Raw genomic sequence first — 16,965 nt, forward strand, 5'->3', positions numbered from 1 at the left:
GGAGACTTCGTGACCACTGCCGACACCCCGAGCGCTCCCTTCACCGAGCTGGTCAACCTGGCCTCGCGGCTGCTCGGCGCGGGCGTCGTCGCCACCAACGAGGACACCTTCGCCGACGCCGAGAACCTCCTGGTCGCCAAGCCCGCCGAGTTCCGCCCGCACACCTTCGGCCACAAGGGCCAGATCATGGACGGCTGGGAGTCCAAGCGCCGCCGCGGCGTCTCCGCCGACCAGCCCCACCCCACCGACCAGGACCACGACTGGGCGATCGTCCGGCTCGGCGCCGGCGGTGTGGTCCGCGGCCTGGTCGTGGACACCGCCCACTTCACCGGCAACTACCCGGAGAGCGCCTCCGTCGAGGCCGCCTCCGTGCCCGGCCACCCCTCGCCCGAGGAAGTCGCGGACGCCGAGTGGACCACGCTGGTGCCGCGCACCCCGCTCCAGGGCGACACCGCCCACGAGTTCGCCGTCGAGGACGCCAACCGCTATACCCACATCCGCCTCAACATCTTCCCGGACGGCGGCGTCGCCCGGCTGCGCGTCCACGGCGAGGTGCTGCCCGACCCGCGCGAACTGGACGGCCTCACCTTCGACCTGGCCGCCCAGGAGTACGGCGGCGTGGCCGAGGCGGCGTCCGACCGCTACTTCTCCTCCCCGCACAACCTGAACGCTCCCGGTCGCGCCTCCGTCATGGGCGAGGGCTGGGAGACCCGGCGTCGGCGCGACAAGGCCAACGACTGGGTGCAGATCGCCCTGGCCGGGGGCGGTGAGGCCCTGGCCGCCGAGGTGGACACCACCCACTTCGTCGCCAATGCCCCCGGCTGGGCCGACCTCGTCGGCTTCGACGCCTCGACCGGGGCGGACCCGGCCGACGGCGAATGGTTCGAGATCCTGCCCCGCACCCGCCTGCAGCCCGACACCCGGCACCGCTTCCGGCTCGACGCCGGCCGCCCGGTGACCCACGTGCGCATCAACGTCCACCCGGACGGCGGCCTCGCCCGCCTCCGGCTCACCGGCCGCCTCACCGAGGCCGGCCGCGCGGCCCTCGCGCTGCGCTGGTTCAACGCCGTCCCGGCGGCCGAGGCCGCCGCGGCCCTCACCGAGGCCGGCCTGACCGCCGACGAGGCCGCCGCGCTGACCGCCGCCCGCCCGCTGGCGGACCAGGCCGCGGCCGCCGGCGCCGTCGCCGCGCTCCGGCCCGCCGACGGACCCGACGGCGAGCACTCCTCCCGCCGCCGCTCGGCGGTGTGGCGCCTGCTGGGCGCCTGACGCCCGTTCGGCGATCCGGCGCCCGTTCGGCGATCAGGCGGAGCCCTGCGCGCGCCGAGAACTGACGTCACGTCACATCACTCTCCACGCACCGCTTTTATCGACACCTGAAGGACCCCTCCATGTCCAAGATCCTGACCACGGAGTCCGGCGCCCCGGTCGCCGACAACCAGAACTCGGCCTCGGCCGGCGAGTACGGCCCGCTGCTGATCCAGGACCAGCAGCTGCTGGAGAAGCTGGCCCGCTTCAACCGCGAGCGCATCCCGGAGCGCGTCGTGCACGCCCGCGGCTCCGGTGCGTACGGCTACTTCGAGGTCACCGACGAGGTGTCGCAGTACACCCGCGCGGACTTCCTCGCCGAGGTCGGCAAGCGCACCGAGGTCTTCCTGCGGTTCTCCACCGTGGCCGGCAACCTGGGCTCCAGCGACGCGGTGCGCGACCCGCGCGGCTTCGCGCTGAAGTTCTACACCGCGCAGGGCAATTACGACCTGGTCGGCAACAACACCCCGGTGTTCTTCATCAAGGACCCGCTCAAGTTCCCCGACTTCATCCACTCGCAGAAGCGCGACCCGTACACCGGTGTGCAGGAGGCGGACAACGTCTGGGACTTCTGGGCCCACTCGCCCGCCTCGACCCACCAGATCACCTGGCTGTTCGGCGACCGCGGCATCCCGGCCTCCTACCGCCACATGAACGGCTACGGCTCGCACACCTACCAGTGGGTCAGCGCCGAGGGCGACGCCTACTGGGTCAAGTACCACTTCAAGACCAACCAGGGCATCCGCTCGCTGGACGGCGACCAGTCCGCCGAGGTGCTCGGCGCCGACGCCGACTCGCACCAGCGCGACCTGCACCAGGCCATCGAGCGCGGGGTGTTCCCGTCCTGGACCCTCTACGTCCAGCTGATGCCGGTGGCCGAGGCCGCGGACTACCGCTTCAACCCGTTCGACCTCACCAAGGTGTGGCCGCACGCCGACTACCCGCTGGTCAAGGTCGGCCGCCTGGTGCTCAACAGGAACCCGGAGAACGTCTTCGCCGACGTCGAGCAGTCCGCGTTCTCGCCGAACAACTTCGTGCCCGGCATCGGCCCCTCCCCGGACAAGATGCTCCAGGGCCGCCTGTTCGCCTACGCCGACGCCCAGCGCTACCGCCTCGGCGTCAACCACACCCAGCTGCCGGTGAACGCCCCGCGCGCCACCGAGGCGGACAACTACGGCCGCGACGGCCTCCACGCCGTCAACAAGTCCGGCCGCGGCAAGAACTACGAGCCCAACTCGTACGACGGCCCCGCCCAGACCGACACCGCGCTCGCCGCGCCGGTCCGGCTGGACGGCTACACGGGCACCTACACCACGCCGGCCCACACCAAGGACGACGACTTCTTCCAGGCCGGCGAACTGTACCGGCTGATGTCCGCGGGCGAGAGGACCCGGCTGATCGACAACATCGCGGGCTTCCTCGCCCAGGTGAGCCGCGACGACGTGGTCGAGAAGAACCTCGCCCACTTCCACGCCGCGGACGAGGAGTACGGCGCCCGCCTGGAGGCGGCCGTCGCCAAGCTGCGGGCGGGCGACGAGGGCTGAGCCGCCCCGCTATGGCGCGCCTCGCGCAACGAGGGCTGGGCCACCCTGCCGTGGCGCGCCACGCGTGACGCCCCGCTGACCGACTGACCCGCCCCCACCGGCCGCCGGGGCCCCGCAACCCGGCGGCCGCGGGACGGGCTCCTCTCCCCGGGCAGTGGGGGAGGGGTCCGTCGTGCTGTCCGCCACTACCGTTCCTCCAGGCGATCGGTGGGTGCTCCACGGAATGTTCACGGATATTCACGGACGGCAGTCGCCGGGCCCGCCGGGTCGATAGGCTGGAGGGCGCCCGCGGTCGCTCCGTGGGGGGACATCGGAAGGGGACGACATGTCGACACCAGCCCCGGGTCGCCACGCCGCGCTGGACCAGGGCCTCGCCGGCCCGTTCACCTCCCTGCAGCACGCCCTCAGACTGCTGGAGGCCGTCGACCGGCACCCTGACGGTGCCACCCTGGTCGCCCTCGCGCGGGAGACCTCGCTCGGCCTGCCGACCGTCCGGCAGCTCGCGGAGATTCTGGAGATCGAGGGCTACCTCCAGTGCCAGGACGGCGGTTGGGTGCTCGGCGGCACCTTCGCCCTGCTCGGCCAGCACAACCGGGAGCAGCTGGTGAAGGCCCGGCTGAACCGCAAACTCGCCGAGCTGCGGGACGAGTTGGGTGCGGCCGTGTACTTCACCCGCTACCACGACGGCGAGTTGTCGGTGGAGGCGGTGTCCGCGGCCGAGTACGCGCCGGCCGTGCAGGAGTGGGTGGACTTCCGGGCCACCGCGCACGCCAGCGCGATCGGCAAGTGCCTGCTCGGCCAGCTCGACGCGGACGCCCGCTGGGACCACCTCTCCCGCCACCCGGTGGCCCGGCTCACCTCCCGGACCGTCACCGACGCCGACCAGCTGATGCACCGGCTGGAGCGGCAGCCGGCCACCGTGCCGGTGCTGGACATCCAGGAGTACGCGCTCGGCACGGTGTGCGCGGCCGTCCCGATCACGGCGGGCAGCACGGTCGGCTGCCTGGCCACGTCGATGCCGGTGGACAACGTGCACAAGCTGAAGGCCGCCGCCGAACTGCTGGCGGCCCGGGCGGCGCCGCTGATGCTGGCGATGGCGGTCTGACGGCCGGTCGCTCCCGTGGGCCCCGCCGGATCCGAGTGATCCGGCGGGGCTCGCGCGTTTGTCCGCGGGCGTGTTGGTTCACAGGCGCGCTGGTTCACAGGCGCGCTGGTTCGCAGGCGTGTTCGTTCACGGGTGCGTCCGTTCGCAAGCGTTTCCGGTGACGGCCCCGGAGTGCGTCACTTATTAGACTCGATGTCGATAAGAGTCGCCGAACCCCTTGTCCCGGCCGCTACCCGCGAGTACGTTTCCCTGAGTCGAGCCGCCGCCCCGAGGTCAGGAGGGCCTGCCGTGCCCCGCTCCACCCCCGTACCCGCCCTTGCCGTCCCCGCCGCGCGCGTCCACGACAGCCTCGTCCTCGAACCCCGGGACGTCCGCTTCGACTGGGACCGGCTGCCGCTGCACTGGATCCCCGACGAGCCGATGGCCACCCACGTCATCAACGTGCTGCACCTGCTGCTGCCCGAGGGCGAGCGCTGGTTCGTCAAGGTCTTCAAGGAGGCGCTGCCGCTCATCCACGACGAGCAACTGCGCGAGGAGGTCCTCGGGTTCATCGGCCAGGAGGCCATCCACGCCGAGGCGCACCAGGAGGTCCTCGACCACCTGCTCGGCCAGGGGCTCGACCCGCGTCCGTACGTCCGGCAGATCGCCTGGCTGTTCCAGCGCGTCCTCGGCGACAAGCCCGGGCTCAGCCCCGCGCGGCGACGCGAGAACCTCATCGAGCGGGTCGCCTTCGTGGCGGCGATCGAGCACTTCACCGCCTTCCTCGGCAACTGGGCGCTCAACTCCCCTGGCCTGGACCGCGCCAAGGCCGACCCGACGATGCTCGACCTGCTGCGCTGGCACGGCGCCGAGGAGGTCGAACACCGCAGTGTCGCCTTCGACCTGATGGTCCACCTCGACCCCGGCTACCTGCGCCGGGTCCGCGGCATGGCGGTCTCCGGGCCGCTGCTCGTCCACCTCTGGGTGCGCGGCGCCCGCTTCCTGCTCGCCGCCGACCCCACCCTCGGCGGACGGCTCAAGCCCACCTGGCGCGAGGCCGGCAAGATCGCCAAGCGCGGCCTGCTGCCCGACCCGCTCCGGTCGATCCGCTCCGGCCTGCGCTACCTGCGGCCCGGCTACCACCCCACCCAGGAGGGCTCCTCCAGTCAGGCCCTCGGCTACCTCGCCGCCTCCCCGGCCGCCCGCGCGGCGGCAGGGGGCCACTGACAGAGTTCAGACGACAGATTTCAGATAACAGATAACAGAAAACGTTATCTGTTATCTGAAATCTGAACTCTGAAACCTGTCGCCCGTCGCCCGCGCCCCCTCCCAGACGCCAAGGACCGCCGGATGGACCTGCTCAACCCGCCCCCCGACCTCTACGGCCGCCCCCGCGCCGACGCGTTCATGCGCCGGCTCACCGCCTTCGGCGACCGCTACACCCCAGCCCTCGGCAGCCCCCTGCTGCGCCGCAACCCCCGCCGCCCGCTCAGCCGCCCCACCCCGCCGCTCCAGCTGGTCGTCGCCGCCCGCCGCCAACTCGCCTCCGACGTCGTCGAATTGCGGCTCACCGACCCCTCCGGCGGCCCGCTCCCCGGCTGGCAGCCCGGCGCCCACCTGCGCCTCGCCCTGCCCTCCGGCCGCGAACGCCACTACTCGCTCTGCGGAGACCCCGCCGACCGCGCCGCCTACCGGATCGCCATACGGCGACTGCCCGAGGGCGGCGGCGGCTCCGTCGAGATCCACGACACCCTGCACCCCGGCAGCCGCCTCACCGCCCGCCGCCCGCGCAACGGCTTCGCCTTCTGCGCCGAGCCCGCCGTCCTGCTGCTCGCCGGCGGCATCGGCATCACCCCGCTGCTCCCGATGGCCCGCGAGGCGCAGCGGCACGGCCTGGACTGGCGCCTGGTGCACGTCGGCCGCAGCGCCGACACCCTCCCGTACGCGGACGAGCTGCGCGCCCTCGACCCGCGCCGGGTGGTGCTGCGCGCCGACGACGAGCACGGCGTGCCGACCGGCGCCGACCTGCTCGCCCACGCCCCGCGCGGCGCCGCCGTCTACTGCTGCGGCCCGGCCCCGATGCTCACCGCCGTGCAGCGCGCCCTGGACGAATCCCCGTCCACCGCCCTGCACTTCGAGCGCTTCGGCGCCGCCCCGATCATCGGCGGCGAGCCCTTCGCCCTGCGCCTGGGCGTCGACGGCCCAGTGCTGGACGTCCCCGCCGACCGCTCCGCCCTGGACGTGCTGCGCGAAGCCCGCCCCGACCTCCCGTACTCCTGCCACCAGGGCTTCTGCGGCACCTGCGAGGTCCGCCTGCTGGCCGGTACGCCCGAGCACCGGGACCGCAGGCTCACCCCCGAGCAGCGTGCCGCCGGCGCCGTGCTGCCCTGCGTCTCCCGGGCCGCCGAGGGCGAGACCCTGGTGCTCGACCTGTAGCGTGCTCGACCTGTAGAAGGAGCCCCGATGGCGAACCCCCCGACCTTCCCCTACGACGAGCGCGACCTCGCCCGCTTCCGCGAGACCCAGCAACTCGCCTACGACTGCGCCGAACAGGTCGCCGCCTGGATCGAACCGGGCGTCACCGAGCGCCAGGCCACCGCCGAACTGCGCCGCCGCCTGGTCGCCGCCGGGGTGCAGGACTTCTTCCACGTCCCGTTCGCCTGGTTCGGCGACCGCACGGCCTTCCGGCACTTCCACACCCCGCTCCAGTTCTTCGCCGGCAACCGCCGCCTGGAGGAGGGCATGCCGTACGTCCTGGACTGCGCGCCCATCGTCGACGGCTACACCGCCGACATCGGCTACGGCGGCAAGGTCGGTGAGAACCGGGTCTGGGACCGCCTGGCCGCCGACCTTCAGGTGTACCGCGAGCTGATCCTCGCCGAGGTGCGCGCCCGCCGTCCGCTCAACGAGGTGTACGCGGCCGTGGACGCGCAGATCGCCGCGCACGGCTACGACAACCGCCACCAGGTCTACCCGGGCCGGGTGATCGGCCATCAGGTCACCCGCACCACCGTGCGCGGCCCGGCCGGGGTCAACGTCTTCGGCTTCGGCGTGCGCACCCTGCAGACCCTCGGGCGCGAGCTGATCTCCGAGCGCCTGCAAGGCCGTTCACCGCTCTGGGCGGACGGCCGGTCGTCCCGGCACGCGCCCACCCCGGGCCTGTGGGCGGTCGAGCTGCACATCGGCTTCCGCGGCGTGGGCATCAAGTTCGAGGAACTGCTGGTGGTCACCGAGGACGACGCCCACTGGCTCGACGACGACCTGCCGCACGTCCGCCGCTGGACGGCGGGCGCCGCCCACGACGTTGCCCTGGAGGCCGCCCGATGACCACCCCCGCCGCAGACGCCCCGAAGGCCGCAGACGCCCCGAAGGCGCCGGACGCCCCGCCCGTGCGCCGCCGCACCGTGCGCTCCGACGGCCTCCCGCTCGCCGTCTTCGAACAGGGCGACCCGGCCGCCCCCACCGTCCTCCTGGTGCACGGCTACCCGGACACCCACGCGGTCTGGGACGACGTCGCCGCCGACCTCGCCCGCGACCACCACGTGGTCCGCTACGACGTGCGCGGCGCCGGCGAGTCCGGAGTGCCCGCCACTCGGGACGGCTACCGGCTGGAGCACCTGGCCGCCGACCTGTTCGCGGTCGCCGACGCCGTCAGCCCCGACCGCCCGGTGCACGTGGTCGCCCACGACTGGGGCTCGCTGCAGTCCTGGGAGGCCGTCACCGAGCCCGGCTCCGAGCGGCGGATCGCCTCGTACACCACCATGTCCGGCCCCTGCCTGGACCACATGGGCTACTGGCTGCGCCACCGGATGCGCCGGCCCACCCCGCGCCACCTGCGCCAACTCCTCCACCAGGGCCTGCACTCCTGGTACATCACGGCCTTCCACCTGCCCTTCCTCGCCCCCGGCGTGTGGCGCCTGGGCCTGGCCCGGGCCTGGCCGCGGGTGCTGCGCGACCTGGAGCAGGTCACCCCGCGGCCCGACCACCCGCAGCCCGGCCTGCGCCGCGACGCCGTCCGCGGCATCGAGCTGTACCGGGCCAACTTCCGCCCCACGCTGCGCAGTCCGCGCGAGCGGCCGACGCAGGTGCCGGTCCAGCTGATCACCCTCACCCGGGACCGCTACGTCGCCCCGTTCCTCTCCGAGGGGCTGGAACGCTGGGTGCCCGAGCTGACCCGACGGACGCTGCACGCCGGCCACTGGTCGGCGCTGCTGGAGAAGGGAGCCACCGTGGCCGAGATGGTCCGCGAGTTCACCGCCCGCATCGAGACCGGGGCCGCCGAGCCGGGCCGGGAGCAGGGCGACGGCCGGCTGGTCGTCGTCACCGGCGGCGGCAGCGGCATCGGCCGGGCCACCGCGCTCGCCTTCGCCGAGGACGGCGCCCGCGTCGTGGTCTGCGACCTCGACCTCGCCGCCGCCGAGCGCACCGCCGAACTCGCCTCGCTGCTCGGCCCGCAGGCACACGCCTACCGGGTGGACGTCGCCGACGGCGCGGCGGTGGACGCCTTCGCCCAGACGGTCGCGGAGGAGCACGGGGTGCCCGACGTGGTGGTCAACAACGCCGGCATCGGCCACTCCGGGACGTTCCTGCAGACCACCGAGAAGGAGTGGCAGCGCGTCCTGGACGTCAACCTCTGGGGCGTCATCCACGGCTGTCGCGCCTTCGGCACGCTGATGGCCGACCGCGGCCGCGGCGGTCACCTGGTCAACGTCTCCTCGGCCGCCGCCTACCTGCCGTCCAAGGCGCTCACCGCGTACGCGACCAGCAAGGCCGCGGTGTTCATGCTCTCGGACTGCCTGCGCGCCGAACTCGCCGGGCACGGCATCGGCGTCTCCACCATCTGCCCGGGCATCGTCAACACCAACATCACCCGCACCTCCACCTTCTCCGCGACCACCGCCGACCAGCAGGCCGCCAAGCAGGCCCGCGCCGCCAGGCTCTACGCCCGCCGCGGCTTCCCCCCGGAGAAGGTCGCCACCGCCATCCTCACCGCCGTCCGCACCGGCAAGCCGGTCGTCCCCGTCACCCCCGAGGCCAAGGCCGCCCGCTTCCTCTCCCGCCTCAGCCCCGGCCTCCTGCGCCTGGCAGCCCGCCTCAACGTCACCTGAGCGGCCCCTGCGGGCCTGCGGTATCGGCAACACTTGCTCCCGTATATCGCAGGCCCGCTTCACTCCGGGAGGTTGACCCGAGGGCCCCATCGGGCCTGTGAGAGCATCGAGGCCCATGGAGATGACAACGGCTCTGTGGTCCTTCGCCCTCGTCGTGGGGCTGCTCACGCTCACACCCGGGCTCGACACCGCGCTGGTGCTGCGCACGTCCGCGCTCGGGCGGCGGCGTCAGGCGTGGGGGGTGGTGCTGGGGATCCAGACCGGGACGCTGGTCTGGGGGACGCTGACGTCGGCCGGGGTGACGGCGCTGCTGACCGCCTCGCAGGTGGCGTACGAGGTGCTGCGCTGGGGTGGGGCCGCGTACCTGGTGTGGATGGGCGTCGGCATGCTGCGCAGCCGGGGCGGGGAGGCGGCGGCCGAGGAGGAGCCGGCCGAGGGCGGCTTCGGGTACGGCTGGCGGCGCGGCACGCTGACCAATCTGCTGAACCCGAAGGTCGGGGTATTCTACGTGGCCGTGCTGCCGCAGTTCATCCCCGCCGGGGCCCCGCACTTCGCCGCCGGGGTGGCGCTCACCTGCGTCCACGTGGTGGAGGGCGTGCTGTGGTCGACCGTCCTGGTCGGCTTCGCCCGGGCGCTGCGCGGCTGGCTGCGCCGCCCGGCTACCCGGAGGCTGATGGACCGGGTGACGGGCGCGGTGGTGGTGGGCTTCGGCGTGAAGCTGGCGCTGAGCGACTGACCGCCGGCCTCAGGCGGCGTGCGTCCGTCGCGTCCGTTGCGTCTGTTGCGTCTGTTGCGCCGCCCGGGGCTCCTCGGGGGTGGCCGGTGCCTCGTGGTGGATCGGACCGTCCCCGGCGTTGAGCGGAAGGCAGCTGCCGCCGCGCCGGTGGGCGATGATCTCGGCGGCGACGGACACGGCCGTCTCCTCGGGGGTGCGGGCGCCGAGGTCGAGGCCGATGGGGGAGCGCAGTCGGCCGATCTCGGCCTCGGTGAGCCCGACCTCGCGCAGCCGCGCCTCGCGGTCGCGGTGGGTGCGGCGCGAGCCCATCGCGCCGACGTAGCCGACCGGCAGGCGCAGGGCGCGTTCCAGCAGCGGGATGTCGAACTTGGCGTCGTGGGTGAGCACGCAGAGCACGGTGCGCCCGTCGATCCGGTCGAGCTGGGAGTCGAGGTAGCGGTGCGGCCAGTCGACGACGACCTCGTCGGCCTCGGGGAAGCGCTGCTTCGTGGCGAAGACGGGCCGGGCGTCGCAGACGGTGACGCGGTAGTCGAGGAAGCGGCCGATCCGGACGACGGCGGCGGCGAAGTCGATGGCGCCGAAGACGAGCATCCGCGGTGCGGGCACGTAGGACTCGACGAAGCAGGTGACGGTGCCCTGGTCGCGGTCGTCGCAGGGGCGTCCGTCGAGGCCGAGCACGATCCGGCCGGTGCGTCCGGCGTCGAGCATGGCCCGGGCCTCGGTGACGACCGCCTGTTCCAGCGCGGTCAGGAGGTGTCGTGCGGGGCGCGTCGCCGCAGGGGCGGCGGCGGGCGACGGCGGGGCCGTCGAGGGGGTGGGGGGGAGGGCGGGGGAGAGGGCGCCGTGGTGGGTGTCGGCGGTGACGGCGACGGTGGCGCCGACGAGTCCGCCGGGCCCGGCGATCACCCGGGCGAGCGCGACCGGGGTGCCGGAGGCGATGTAGGCGATGCCGGCGTCGAGTCCGTCGTCGGCCCCGGGCCGGATCGGCTGGACGAACACGTCGAGGACGCCGCCGCAGGTCAGGCCGACGGCGAAGGCGTCCTCGTCGCTGTAGCCGAAGCGCTCCAGCACGGGTTCGCCGGACTCGATGGCGGCCTGGCACAGCTCGTAGACGGCGCCCTCGACGCAGCCCCCGGAGACGCTGCCGATCGCCTCGCCGGCCGCGTCGACGGCCAGGGCCGCCCCTGGGTCGCGGGGCGCGCTGCCGGAGACGCCGACGACGGTGGCCACGGCGAAGGAGCGCCCGGCCGCGTGCCAGGCCTGCAACTGCTCGGCGATGTCCTGCATGTCGGGGAGCTCCTTACACAAGCGAGGGTAGACGGGAGGTGCCGCCGTACGGGAAACGATTCCCGCACGGCGGCGGTGCGGCCAGGTCCTCTCCGGCCGGAAGGGTCTAGGGGCTCTCTTTCGGATCACGCCGGGCGCACGACGCCGGAGCACGCACCTCGCCGCGTTGTCGTCGGTCGCCGATGCTCCGCATGGACTCCCTCCTCCGCCTTGCGATGCACGCACTCCGACGCCGCGCGCTGATCCGACGTGATCCGAAAGAGAGCCCCTAGTGCACGCCCAGCCAGGACTTGATCGGGGTGAGCGCGAAGTAGACCACGAAGACCCCGGTGAGGATCCACATCAGCGGGCCGGGCTCGCGCCACTTGCCGGTGCCCGCCTTGATGACCGTGTACGAGATGACGCCCGCGGCGACACCGGCGGTGATGCTGTAGGTGAACGGCATCAGGGTGCAGGTGAGGAAGGCCGGGATGGCGACCTCGCGGTCGGACCAGTCGATGTGCCGGGCCTGGCTCATCATCATCGAGCCGATCACGACGAGGGCGGCGGAGGCCACTTCGGTCGGGACGATCGCGGCGAGCGGCGAGAAGAACAGCATCAGCGCGAACACGCCGCCGGTGACGGTCGAGGCGAGGCCGGTGCGGGCGCCGTCGCCGACACCGGTGGCGGACTCGACGAACACGGTCTGGCCGGAGGCGCCGGACAGGCCTCCGATGGCGCCGCCGGCCCCGTCGATGAACAGGGCCTTGGAGAGGCCGGGCATCCGGCCCTGCTTGTCGGCCAGCCCGGCCTCGGTGCCGACGCCGATGATGGTGGCCATCGCGTCGAAGAAGCCGGCCAGCACCAGGGTGAAGACGGCGACCGAGGCGCTGATGGCGCCCAGGCCGTGGCTGCCGAAGGCACCGAAGAGGTCGACGTGGCCGAAGAGGCCGAAGTCGGGCGCGGAGACCGGGCTGCCCGGCCACACCGGGGCGGAGCTGACCCAGGTCTTCGCGGGGAGGTCGGCGACCGCGTTGATGACGAAGGCCGCCACGGTGCCGCCGGCGATGCCGATCAGGATCGCGCCGCGGACGTTGCGGGCCAGCAGGACGAAGATCGTCAGCACGGTGAGGCAGAAGACCAGGACGGGCCAGCCGGCGAGTTCGCCGAAGGGGCCGAGCGCGAGCGGCGTGGGGCCGCCGGTGTGTACGAAGCCGGCCTTGACCAGGCCGATCAGCGAGACGAAGAGGCCGATGCCGATGGTGATGGCGTGCTTGAGCGGCAGCGGGATGCCGTTCATGATCTTCTCGCGGAGCCCGGACACGACCAGCAGGACGATCAGCAGGCCGTAGATCACGCACAGGCCCATGGCCTGGGGCCAGGTGGTGTGCGGCACCACCAGCGCGGATATCACGCCGGAGACCGAGAGCCCGGCGGCGACCGCCAGGGGGACGTTGCCGACCACGCCCATCAGGATCGTGGTGACGGCGGCGGCGAGCGCGGTCGCGGTGGTGAGCTGCGCGTGGTCCAGCTTGAGGCCGTTGACGTCGGCGCCGCTCAGGATGATCGGGTTGAGCAGCACGATGTAGGCCATCGCCATGAAGGTGGTGAGGCCGCCGCGGATCTCGTTGCCGAAGGTCGATCCCCGGGCCGTGATCTTGAAGTACGCGTCCAGTGCGTTCTTCGGAGCGGGGGCGGTGGCCGGGGCGGGCGGGGCGGTGTCGTCCTCGGCGGGTCTTTCTTCCGTAGGGCTGTGTTCCGTGGGGATCTGGGTCATGTCCACTCCCAAGTGTCAAAGGGGGTTGGGGTGGGCGAGCCGACCTGACTGCCAGTCAACGAGGTTGGCGCAGGGGGACTGCTCGACTCACTGGGCGCACTGTGGCGGTGCCTGCGGTGCGTGGGTGGTGCGCACCGCTGCAGAACCCCGGCGTGGGAGAGGCAGCGGGATGGTGCGCTCGCGTGCCGGTGGGTGGTGCACGCGAGTGGGGGTGGCGCGGTGGAGCGGCCCCGGGGCGGCGGGGAAGACGGTCGCCGCCCCGGGGAGGTTCTCCTGCACCCCGGCCGTGCTCCCCGGGGCCCGGAGCCCGGGGGAGCTTGCGGGCTCCGGGGGCGTCAGGCTCCGGGGGCCTCCGTGGTCAGGTGCTCGGGCCGGACCGGGATCCGGTTGAGGGCCAGGCCGGTGGCGTTGCGGATGGCTGCCACGATCGACGGCGTCGCCGACACGGTCGGGGCCTCGCCGACGCCGCGCAGCCCGTACGGGGCGTGCGGGTCGGGCAGTTCGAGGATCTCCACCGGGATCGGCGGGGTGTCGAGGATGGTGGGGATCAGGTAGTCGGTGAAGGAGGCGTTGCGCACCTTCCCGTCCCGCACGATGATCTCCTCCATCACGGCGAGGCCGAGCGCCTGGGTGCAGCCGCCCTGGATCTGGCCGACGACGGAGAGCGGGTTGAGCGCCTTGCCGACGTCCTGGACGGCGGTGAGCTCGACGACCTTGACCAGGCCCAGTTCGACGTCCACGTCGACCACCGCGCGGTTGGCGCAGAAGGTGTACTGGACGTGGCCGAAGCCCTGCCCGGTCTCCTTGTCGAAGGGGACGGTCGGGCGGTGGTGGTGTTCGCGGGTGAGGTCGATGGCCTCCTCGCCGAGCAGGTCGACCATGGGGACCAGCACGCCGGCGCTCTCCGAGACGACCTTCCCGGCGATCAGCGTGATGTCGCCGTGGGTCCAGCCGTAGCGGCGGCGGCCCTTCTCGATCAGGGCCCGCCTGACCGCCTCGGCGGCGAGCTTCACGGCGCCGCCGGTCATGTACGTCTGGCGTGAGGCGGAGGTCGATCCGGCCGATCCGACCTCGGTGTTGGCCGGGTGGATGGTGACCAGTTCGACGCCCAGTTCGGTGCGGGCGATCTGGGCGTGCACGGTGACGCCGCCCTGGCCGACCTCCGCCATCGCGGTGTGCACCATGGCGACGGGCTCGCCGCCGATCACCTCCAGGCGCACCCGGGCGGTGGAGTAGTCGTCGAAGCCTTCGGAGAAGCCGACGTTCTTGATGCCGACCGAGTAGCCGACGCCGCGCACGATGCCCTCGCCGTGCGAGGTGTTGGACAGCGCCCCGGGGAGCTGGCGCACGTCCGGGTGCTCGGTGTCCAGCGGCGGCGGCAGCGGCATCTCCTTGGCGCGCCGCAGCAGTTCGGCGACCGGGGCGGGCGAGTCGATCTGCTGGCCGGTGGGCATGCGGTCGCCCTCCGACATGGCGTTGAGCTGCCTCAACTCGACCGGGTCCATGCCGAGTTCGACGGCCAGCTTGTCCATCTGCGACTCGTAGCCGAACGCGGCCTGGACGGCGCCGAAGCCGCGCATGGCGCCGCAGGACGGGTTGTTGCTGTAGAGCGCGATGGCGTGCATTCGCACGTTCGGGATCACGTACGGGCCGTGCCCGAGCGAGGCCGCGTTGCCGACCACGGCGGGCGAGGCGGAGGCGTACGCGCCGCCGTCCAGCACGATCCGGCAGTCGGCGAAGACCAGCTTGCCGTCGCGGGTGGCGCCGTGCTCGTAGTGCATCCTGGCGGGGTGGCGGTGCACGTGGCCGAAGAAGGACTCGTCGCGGGCGTAGACGATCTTGACGGGCTTGCCGGTGTGCTGGGCCAGCAGGCAGGCGTGGATCTGCATCGACAGGTCCTCGCGGCCGCCGAAGGCGCCGCCGACGCCGGCCAGGGTGAGCCGGACCTTCTCCTCGGGCAGGTCGAGCACCGGGGCCATCTGCTGGCGGTCGACGTGCAGCCACTGGGTGGCGATGTAGAGGTCGATGCCGCCGTCCTCGGCGGGCACCGCGAGGCCGGACTCGGGGCCGAGGAAGGCCTGGTCCTGCATGCCGACCTCGTAGTCGCCGCTGACGACGACGTCCGCGAGCGCGCGGACCTCGTCGGTGACGCCGAGGCCGGAGACCAGCCGCTGCTCGTGGCAGATGTTGCCGTACCCGTGCGACTTGTACTCGTGCGGCTCGTGCACGTAGCCGTGGGTGGCGGGGTCGAGGCACTGCTCCTCGGTGACGATCGGGGTGAGCACCTCGTACTCGACCTTGATCTTCTTCACCGCGCGGCGGGCGGTCTCCGGGTGGTCGGCCGCGACCAGGGCGATCGCCTCGCCGTGGTAGCGGACCTTGTCGATGGCCAGGGCCGGCTGGTCCTGGATCTCCAGGCCGTAGTACTTCGCGCCGGGGATGTCCTGGTGGGTGAGGACGGCGTAGACGCCGGGCACCTTGAGCGCCTCGGAGATGTCCACCGACAGGATGGTGGCGCGCGGGTGCGGCGAGCGCAGCGCCGTGCCCCAGAGCATGTCCTCGTGCCACATGTCGGAGGAGTACGCGAACTCGCCCTTGACCTTGAGGTGGCCGTCCGGGCGCAGCGGCGAGCCGCCGATGCCGTCCTTGCTGGCCTGCCGGATGTCCTGGAGGTTCTTCTGCCCCTGGATGGTGCGGGTGGTCATTGCGACACGGCCTTTCCGGCGCACGTGCGGGCGGACGCCAGCCGCACCGCGTCCATGATCTTCTCGTAGCCGGTGCAGCGGCAGAGGTTGCCCGACAGCGCCTCGCGGATGTCGTTGTCGCTCGGCTGGGCGTCCCGCTCCAGCAGCGCGTCGGTCTGCACCAGCAGGCCGGGGGTGCAGAAGCCGCACTGGACGGCGCCGGCATCGATGAACGCCTGCTGGACGAGGCCGAGTTCGCCGTTCTCGTCGGTCAGGCCCTCGACCGTGCGCACCTCGCGGTCCTGCACCTGGCCGGCCGCGACCAGGCAGCTGCAGACCGGCACGCCGTCCAGGTAGACCGTGCAGGAGCCGCACTCGCCCTGCTCGCAGGCGTTCTTGGAGCCCGGCAGGCCGACCCGCTCGCGCAGCACGTACAGGAGGCTCTCGCCCTCCCAGACGTCGTCCGCCTCGACCGGCTTGCCGTTGGCGGTGAAAGTCACCCTCATGCCGCGCTCCTGATCTGCTTGCTGTAGTCGTTCCAGGTCCAGGTGAGGGTGCGGCGGGCCATCACGGCCAGCGCGTGCCGGCGGTAGTCGGCGGTGCCCCGGACGTCGTCGATCGGCGAGGCGGCGGCCTTGACCAGCTCGCCGAAGCGCTGGACCACCTCGGCGCCCAGCAGGTCGCCGGACTCCCAGAGGCCGCGCTCGGCGAGCACGCCCCCCAGGTACTCCTCGGCCTCGACGGCGCGGCGCGGCGTGGGGGCGGCCGAGCCGATGCCGGTGCCGACGGTGCCGTTCTTCGGGTGGAGGGCGAAACCGAAGGCGCAGACCGCGATCACCATGGCGTTGCGGGTGCCGATCTTCGAGAACTGCTGCGGGCCGTCCGCCACCGGGATGTGCACGGCCCGGATCAGCTCGTCGGCCTCCAGGCTGTTGCGCTTCACGCCGACGTAGAAGTCGTCGATCGGGATCAGCCGGGTGCCGCGCACGGAGGCGGCCTCGACCAGGACGTCCCGGCCGGCCGCCAGCAGCGCCGGGTGGGAGTCGCCGGCCGGGGAGGCCGCGCCGAGGTTGCCGCCGACGCCGCCGCGGTTGCGGATCTGCGGCGAGCCGACGGTGTGGGCCGCCAGCGCCAGCCCGGGCAGCGGCCCGGACAGCTCGTCGATGATCCGGGAGTAGGGGACGGAGGCGCCGAGCCTGACGACGCCGCCGTCGTTCGACCACTGGGTGAGCTCGGTGATGCGGTTCAGATCGAGAATCGCGGATGGCCGGTGCACGTCGAAGTTCAGCTCGACCATGACGTCCGTACCGCCCGCGATGGGCAGTGCGGTCGGGTACTCGGCCTTCGCCGCGAGTGCCTCGTCCCAGGTAGCGGGCCGAAGGAACTCCATGCGGGTGTCTCCTCAAGTCGTCGCCTGCCGGACGGGTGGGCACAGTGCCCGGAACTCGGTGTTCGGAC

General features: G+C 72.8%; 13 protein-coding genes. 8 read left to right on the plus strand and 5 right to left on the minus strand.

Annotation, left to right across the window (positions count from 1 at the left end):
• The first annotated feature begins 9 nt into the window (after nucleotides 1–9).
• The 8 genes from alc (at nucleotide 10) to AB0R04_RS01760 (ending at nucleotide 9,780) form a co-directional block, all read left to right on the plus strand.
• Nucleotides 10–1,269 (plus strand): allantoicase, encoded by a 1,260-nt coding sequence (gene alc / locus AB0R04_RS01725; RefSeq protein ID WP_363367151.1) that lies wholly within the window; start codon nucleotides 10–12, stop codon nucleotides 1,267–1,269.
• Nucleotides 1,270–1,391: 122 nt separating this feature from the next.
• Nucleotides 1,392–2,852: a catalase gene (locus AB0R04_RS01730; RefSeq protein ID WP_063350012.1), complete on the plus strand. Its 1,461-nt coding sequence runs from the start codon at nucleotides 1,392–1,394 to the stop codon at nucleotides 2,850–2,852.
• Nucleotides 2,853–3,177: 325 nt separating this feature from the next.
• A complete protein-coding gene (locus AB0R04_RS01735; protein ID WP_063350013.1) occupies nucleotides 3,178–3,957 on the plus strand; it encodes an IclR family transcriptional regulator C-terminal domain-containing protein in 780 nt (259 codons plus the stop codon).
• 288 nt (nucleotides 3,958–4,245) lie between these two features.
• Nucleotides 4,246–5,163 carry a metal-dependent hydrolase gene (locus tag AB0R04_RS01740; RefSeq protein WP_363367153.1) on the plus strand — a complete coding sequence of 306 codons (918 nt, stop codon included), beginning with the start codon at nucleotides 4,246–4,248 and terminating at the stop codon, nucleotides 5,161–5,163.
• Between the two features lie 123 nt (nucleotides 5,164–5,286).
• Nucleotides 5,287–6,372, plus strand: coding sequence for a PDR/VanB family oxidoreductase (locus AB0R04_RS01745; protein ID WP_363367155.1), 1,086 nt, complete (start codon nucleotides 5,287–5,289; stop codon nucleotides 6,370–6,372).
• 27 nt (nucleotides 6,373–6,399) lie between these two features.
• Entirely contained in the window at nucleotides 6,400–7,263 is an 864-nt protein-coding gene (locus AB0R04_RS01750; RefSeq protein WP_363367157.1) for a M24 family metallopeptidase, read from the plus strand.
• Nucleotides 7,260–9,044, plus strand: coding sequence for an SDR family oxidoreductase (locus AB0R04_RS01755; RefSeq protein ID WP_363367159.1), 1,785 nt, complete (start codon nucleotides 7,260–7,262; stop codon nucleotides 9,042–9,044). The genes AB0R04_RS01750 and AB0R04_RS01755 overlap by 4 nt, the downstream gene beginning before the upstream one ends.
• 115 nt (nucleotides 9,045–9,159) lie before the next feature.
• Nucleotides 9,160–9,780 (plus strand): LysE family translocator, encoded by a 621-nt coding sequence (locus tag AB0R04_RS01760; RefSeq protein ID WP_363367161.1) that lies wholly within the window; start codon nucleotides 9,160–9,162, stop codon nucleotides 9,778–9,780.
• 9 nt (nucleotides 9,781–9,789) lie between these two features.
• On the opposite strand, the gene AB0R04_RS01765 is transcribed toward AB0R04_RS01760, so the two are convergent.
• From AB0R04_RS01765 to AB0R04_RS01785, 5 genes are all read right to left on the minus strand, one after another.
• Entirely contained in the window at nucleotides 9,790–11,067 is a 1,278-nt protein-coding gene (locus AB0R04_RS01765) for an XdhC/CoxI family protein (protein WP_363367162.1), read from the minus strand.
• A 268-nt stretch (nucleotides 11,068–11,335) separates the two neighbouring features.
• Nucleotides 11,336–12,829 carry an NCS2 family permease gene (locus AB0R04_RS01770; protein ID WP_363367164.1) on the minus strand — a complete coding sequence of 498 codons (1,494 nt, stop codon included), beginning with the start codon at nucleotides 12,827–12,829 and terminating at the stop codon, nucleotides 11,336–11,338.
• A gap of 329 nt (nucleotides 12,830–13,158) precedes the next feature.
• Nucleotides 13,159–15,528, minus strand: a complete 2,370-nt coding sequence (pucD, locus tag AB0R04_RS01775; protein WP_363367166.1) for a xanthine dehydrogenase subunit D — start codon at nucleotides 15,526–15,528, stop codon at nucleotides 13,159–13,161.
• Nucleotides 15,525–16,013, minus strand: a complete 489-nt coding sequence (locus AB0R04_RS01780) for a (2Fe-2S)-binding protein (protein ID WP_063350020.1) — start codon at nucleotides 16,011–16,013, stop codon at nucleotides 15,525–15,527. The genes pucD and AB0R04_RS01780 overlap by 4 nt, the downstream gene beginning before the upstream one ends.
• Nucleotides 16,010–16,897 carry an FAD binding domain-containing protein gene (locus AB0R04_RS01785; protein ID WP_363367168.1) on the minus strand — a complete coding sequence of 296 codons (888 nt, stop codon included), beginning with the start codon at nucleotides 16,895–16,897 and terminating at the stop codon, nucleotides 16,010–16,012. Before AB0R04_RS01785 ends, AB0R04_RS01780 begins: the two co-directional genes overlap by 4 nt.
• Between the last annotated feature and the right edge of the window lie 68 nt (nucleotides 16,898–16,965).

This window comes from Kitasatospora sp. NPDC056731, assembly GCF_040687675.1.
GTDB lineage: Bacteria > Actinomycetota > Actinomycetes > Streptomycetales > Streptomycetaceae > Kitasatospora.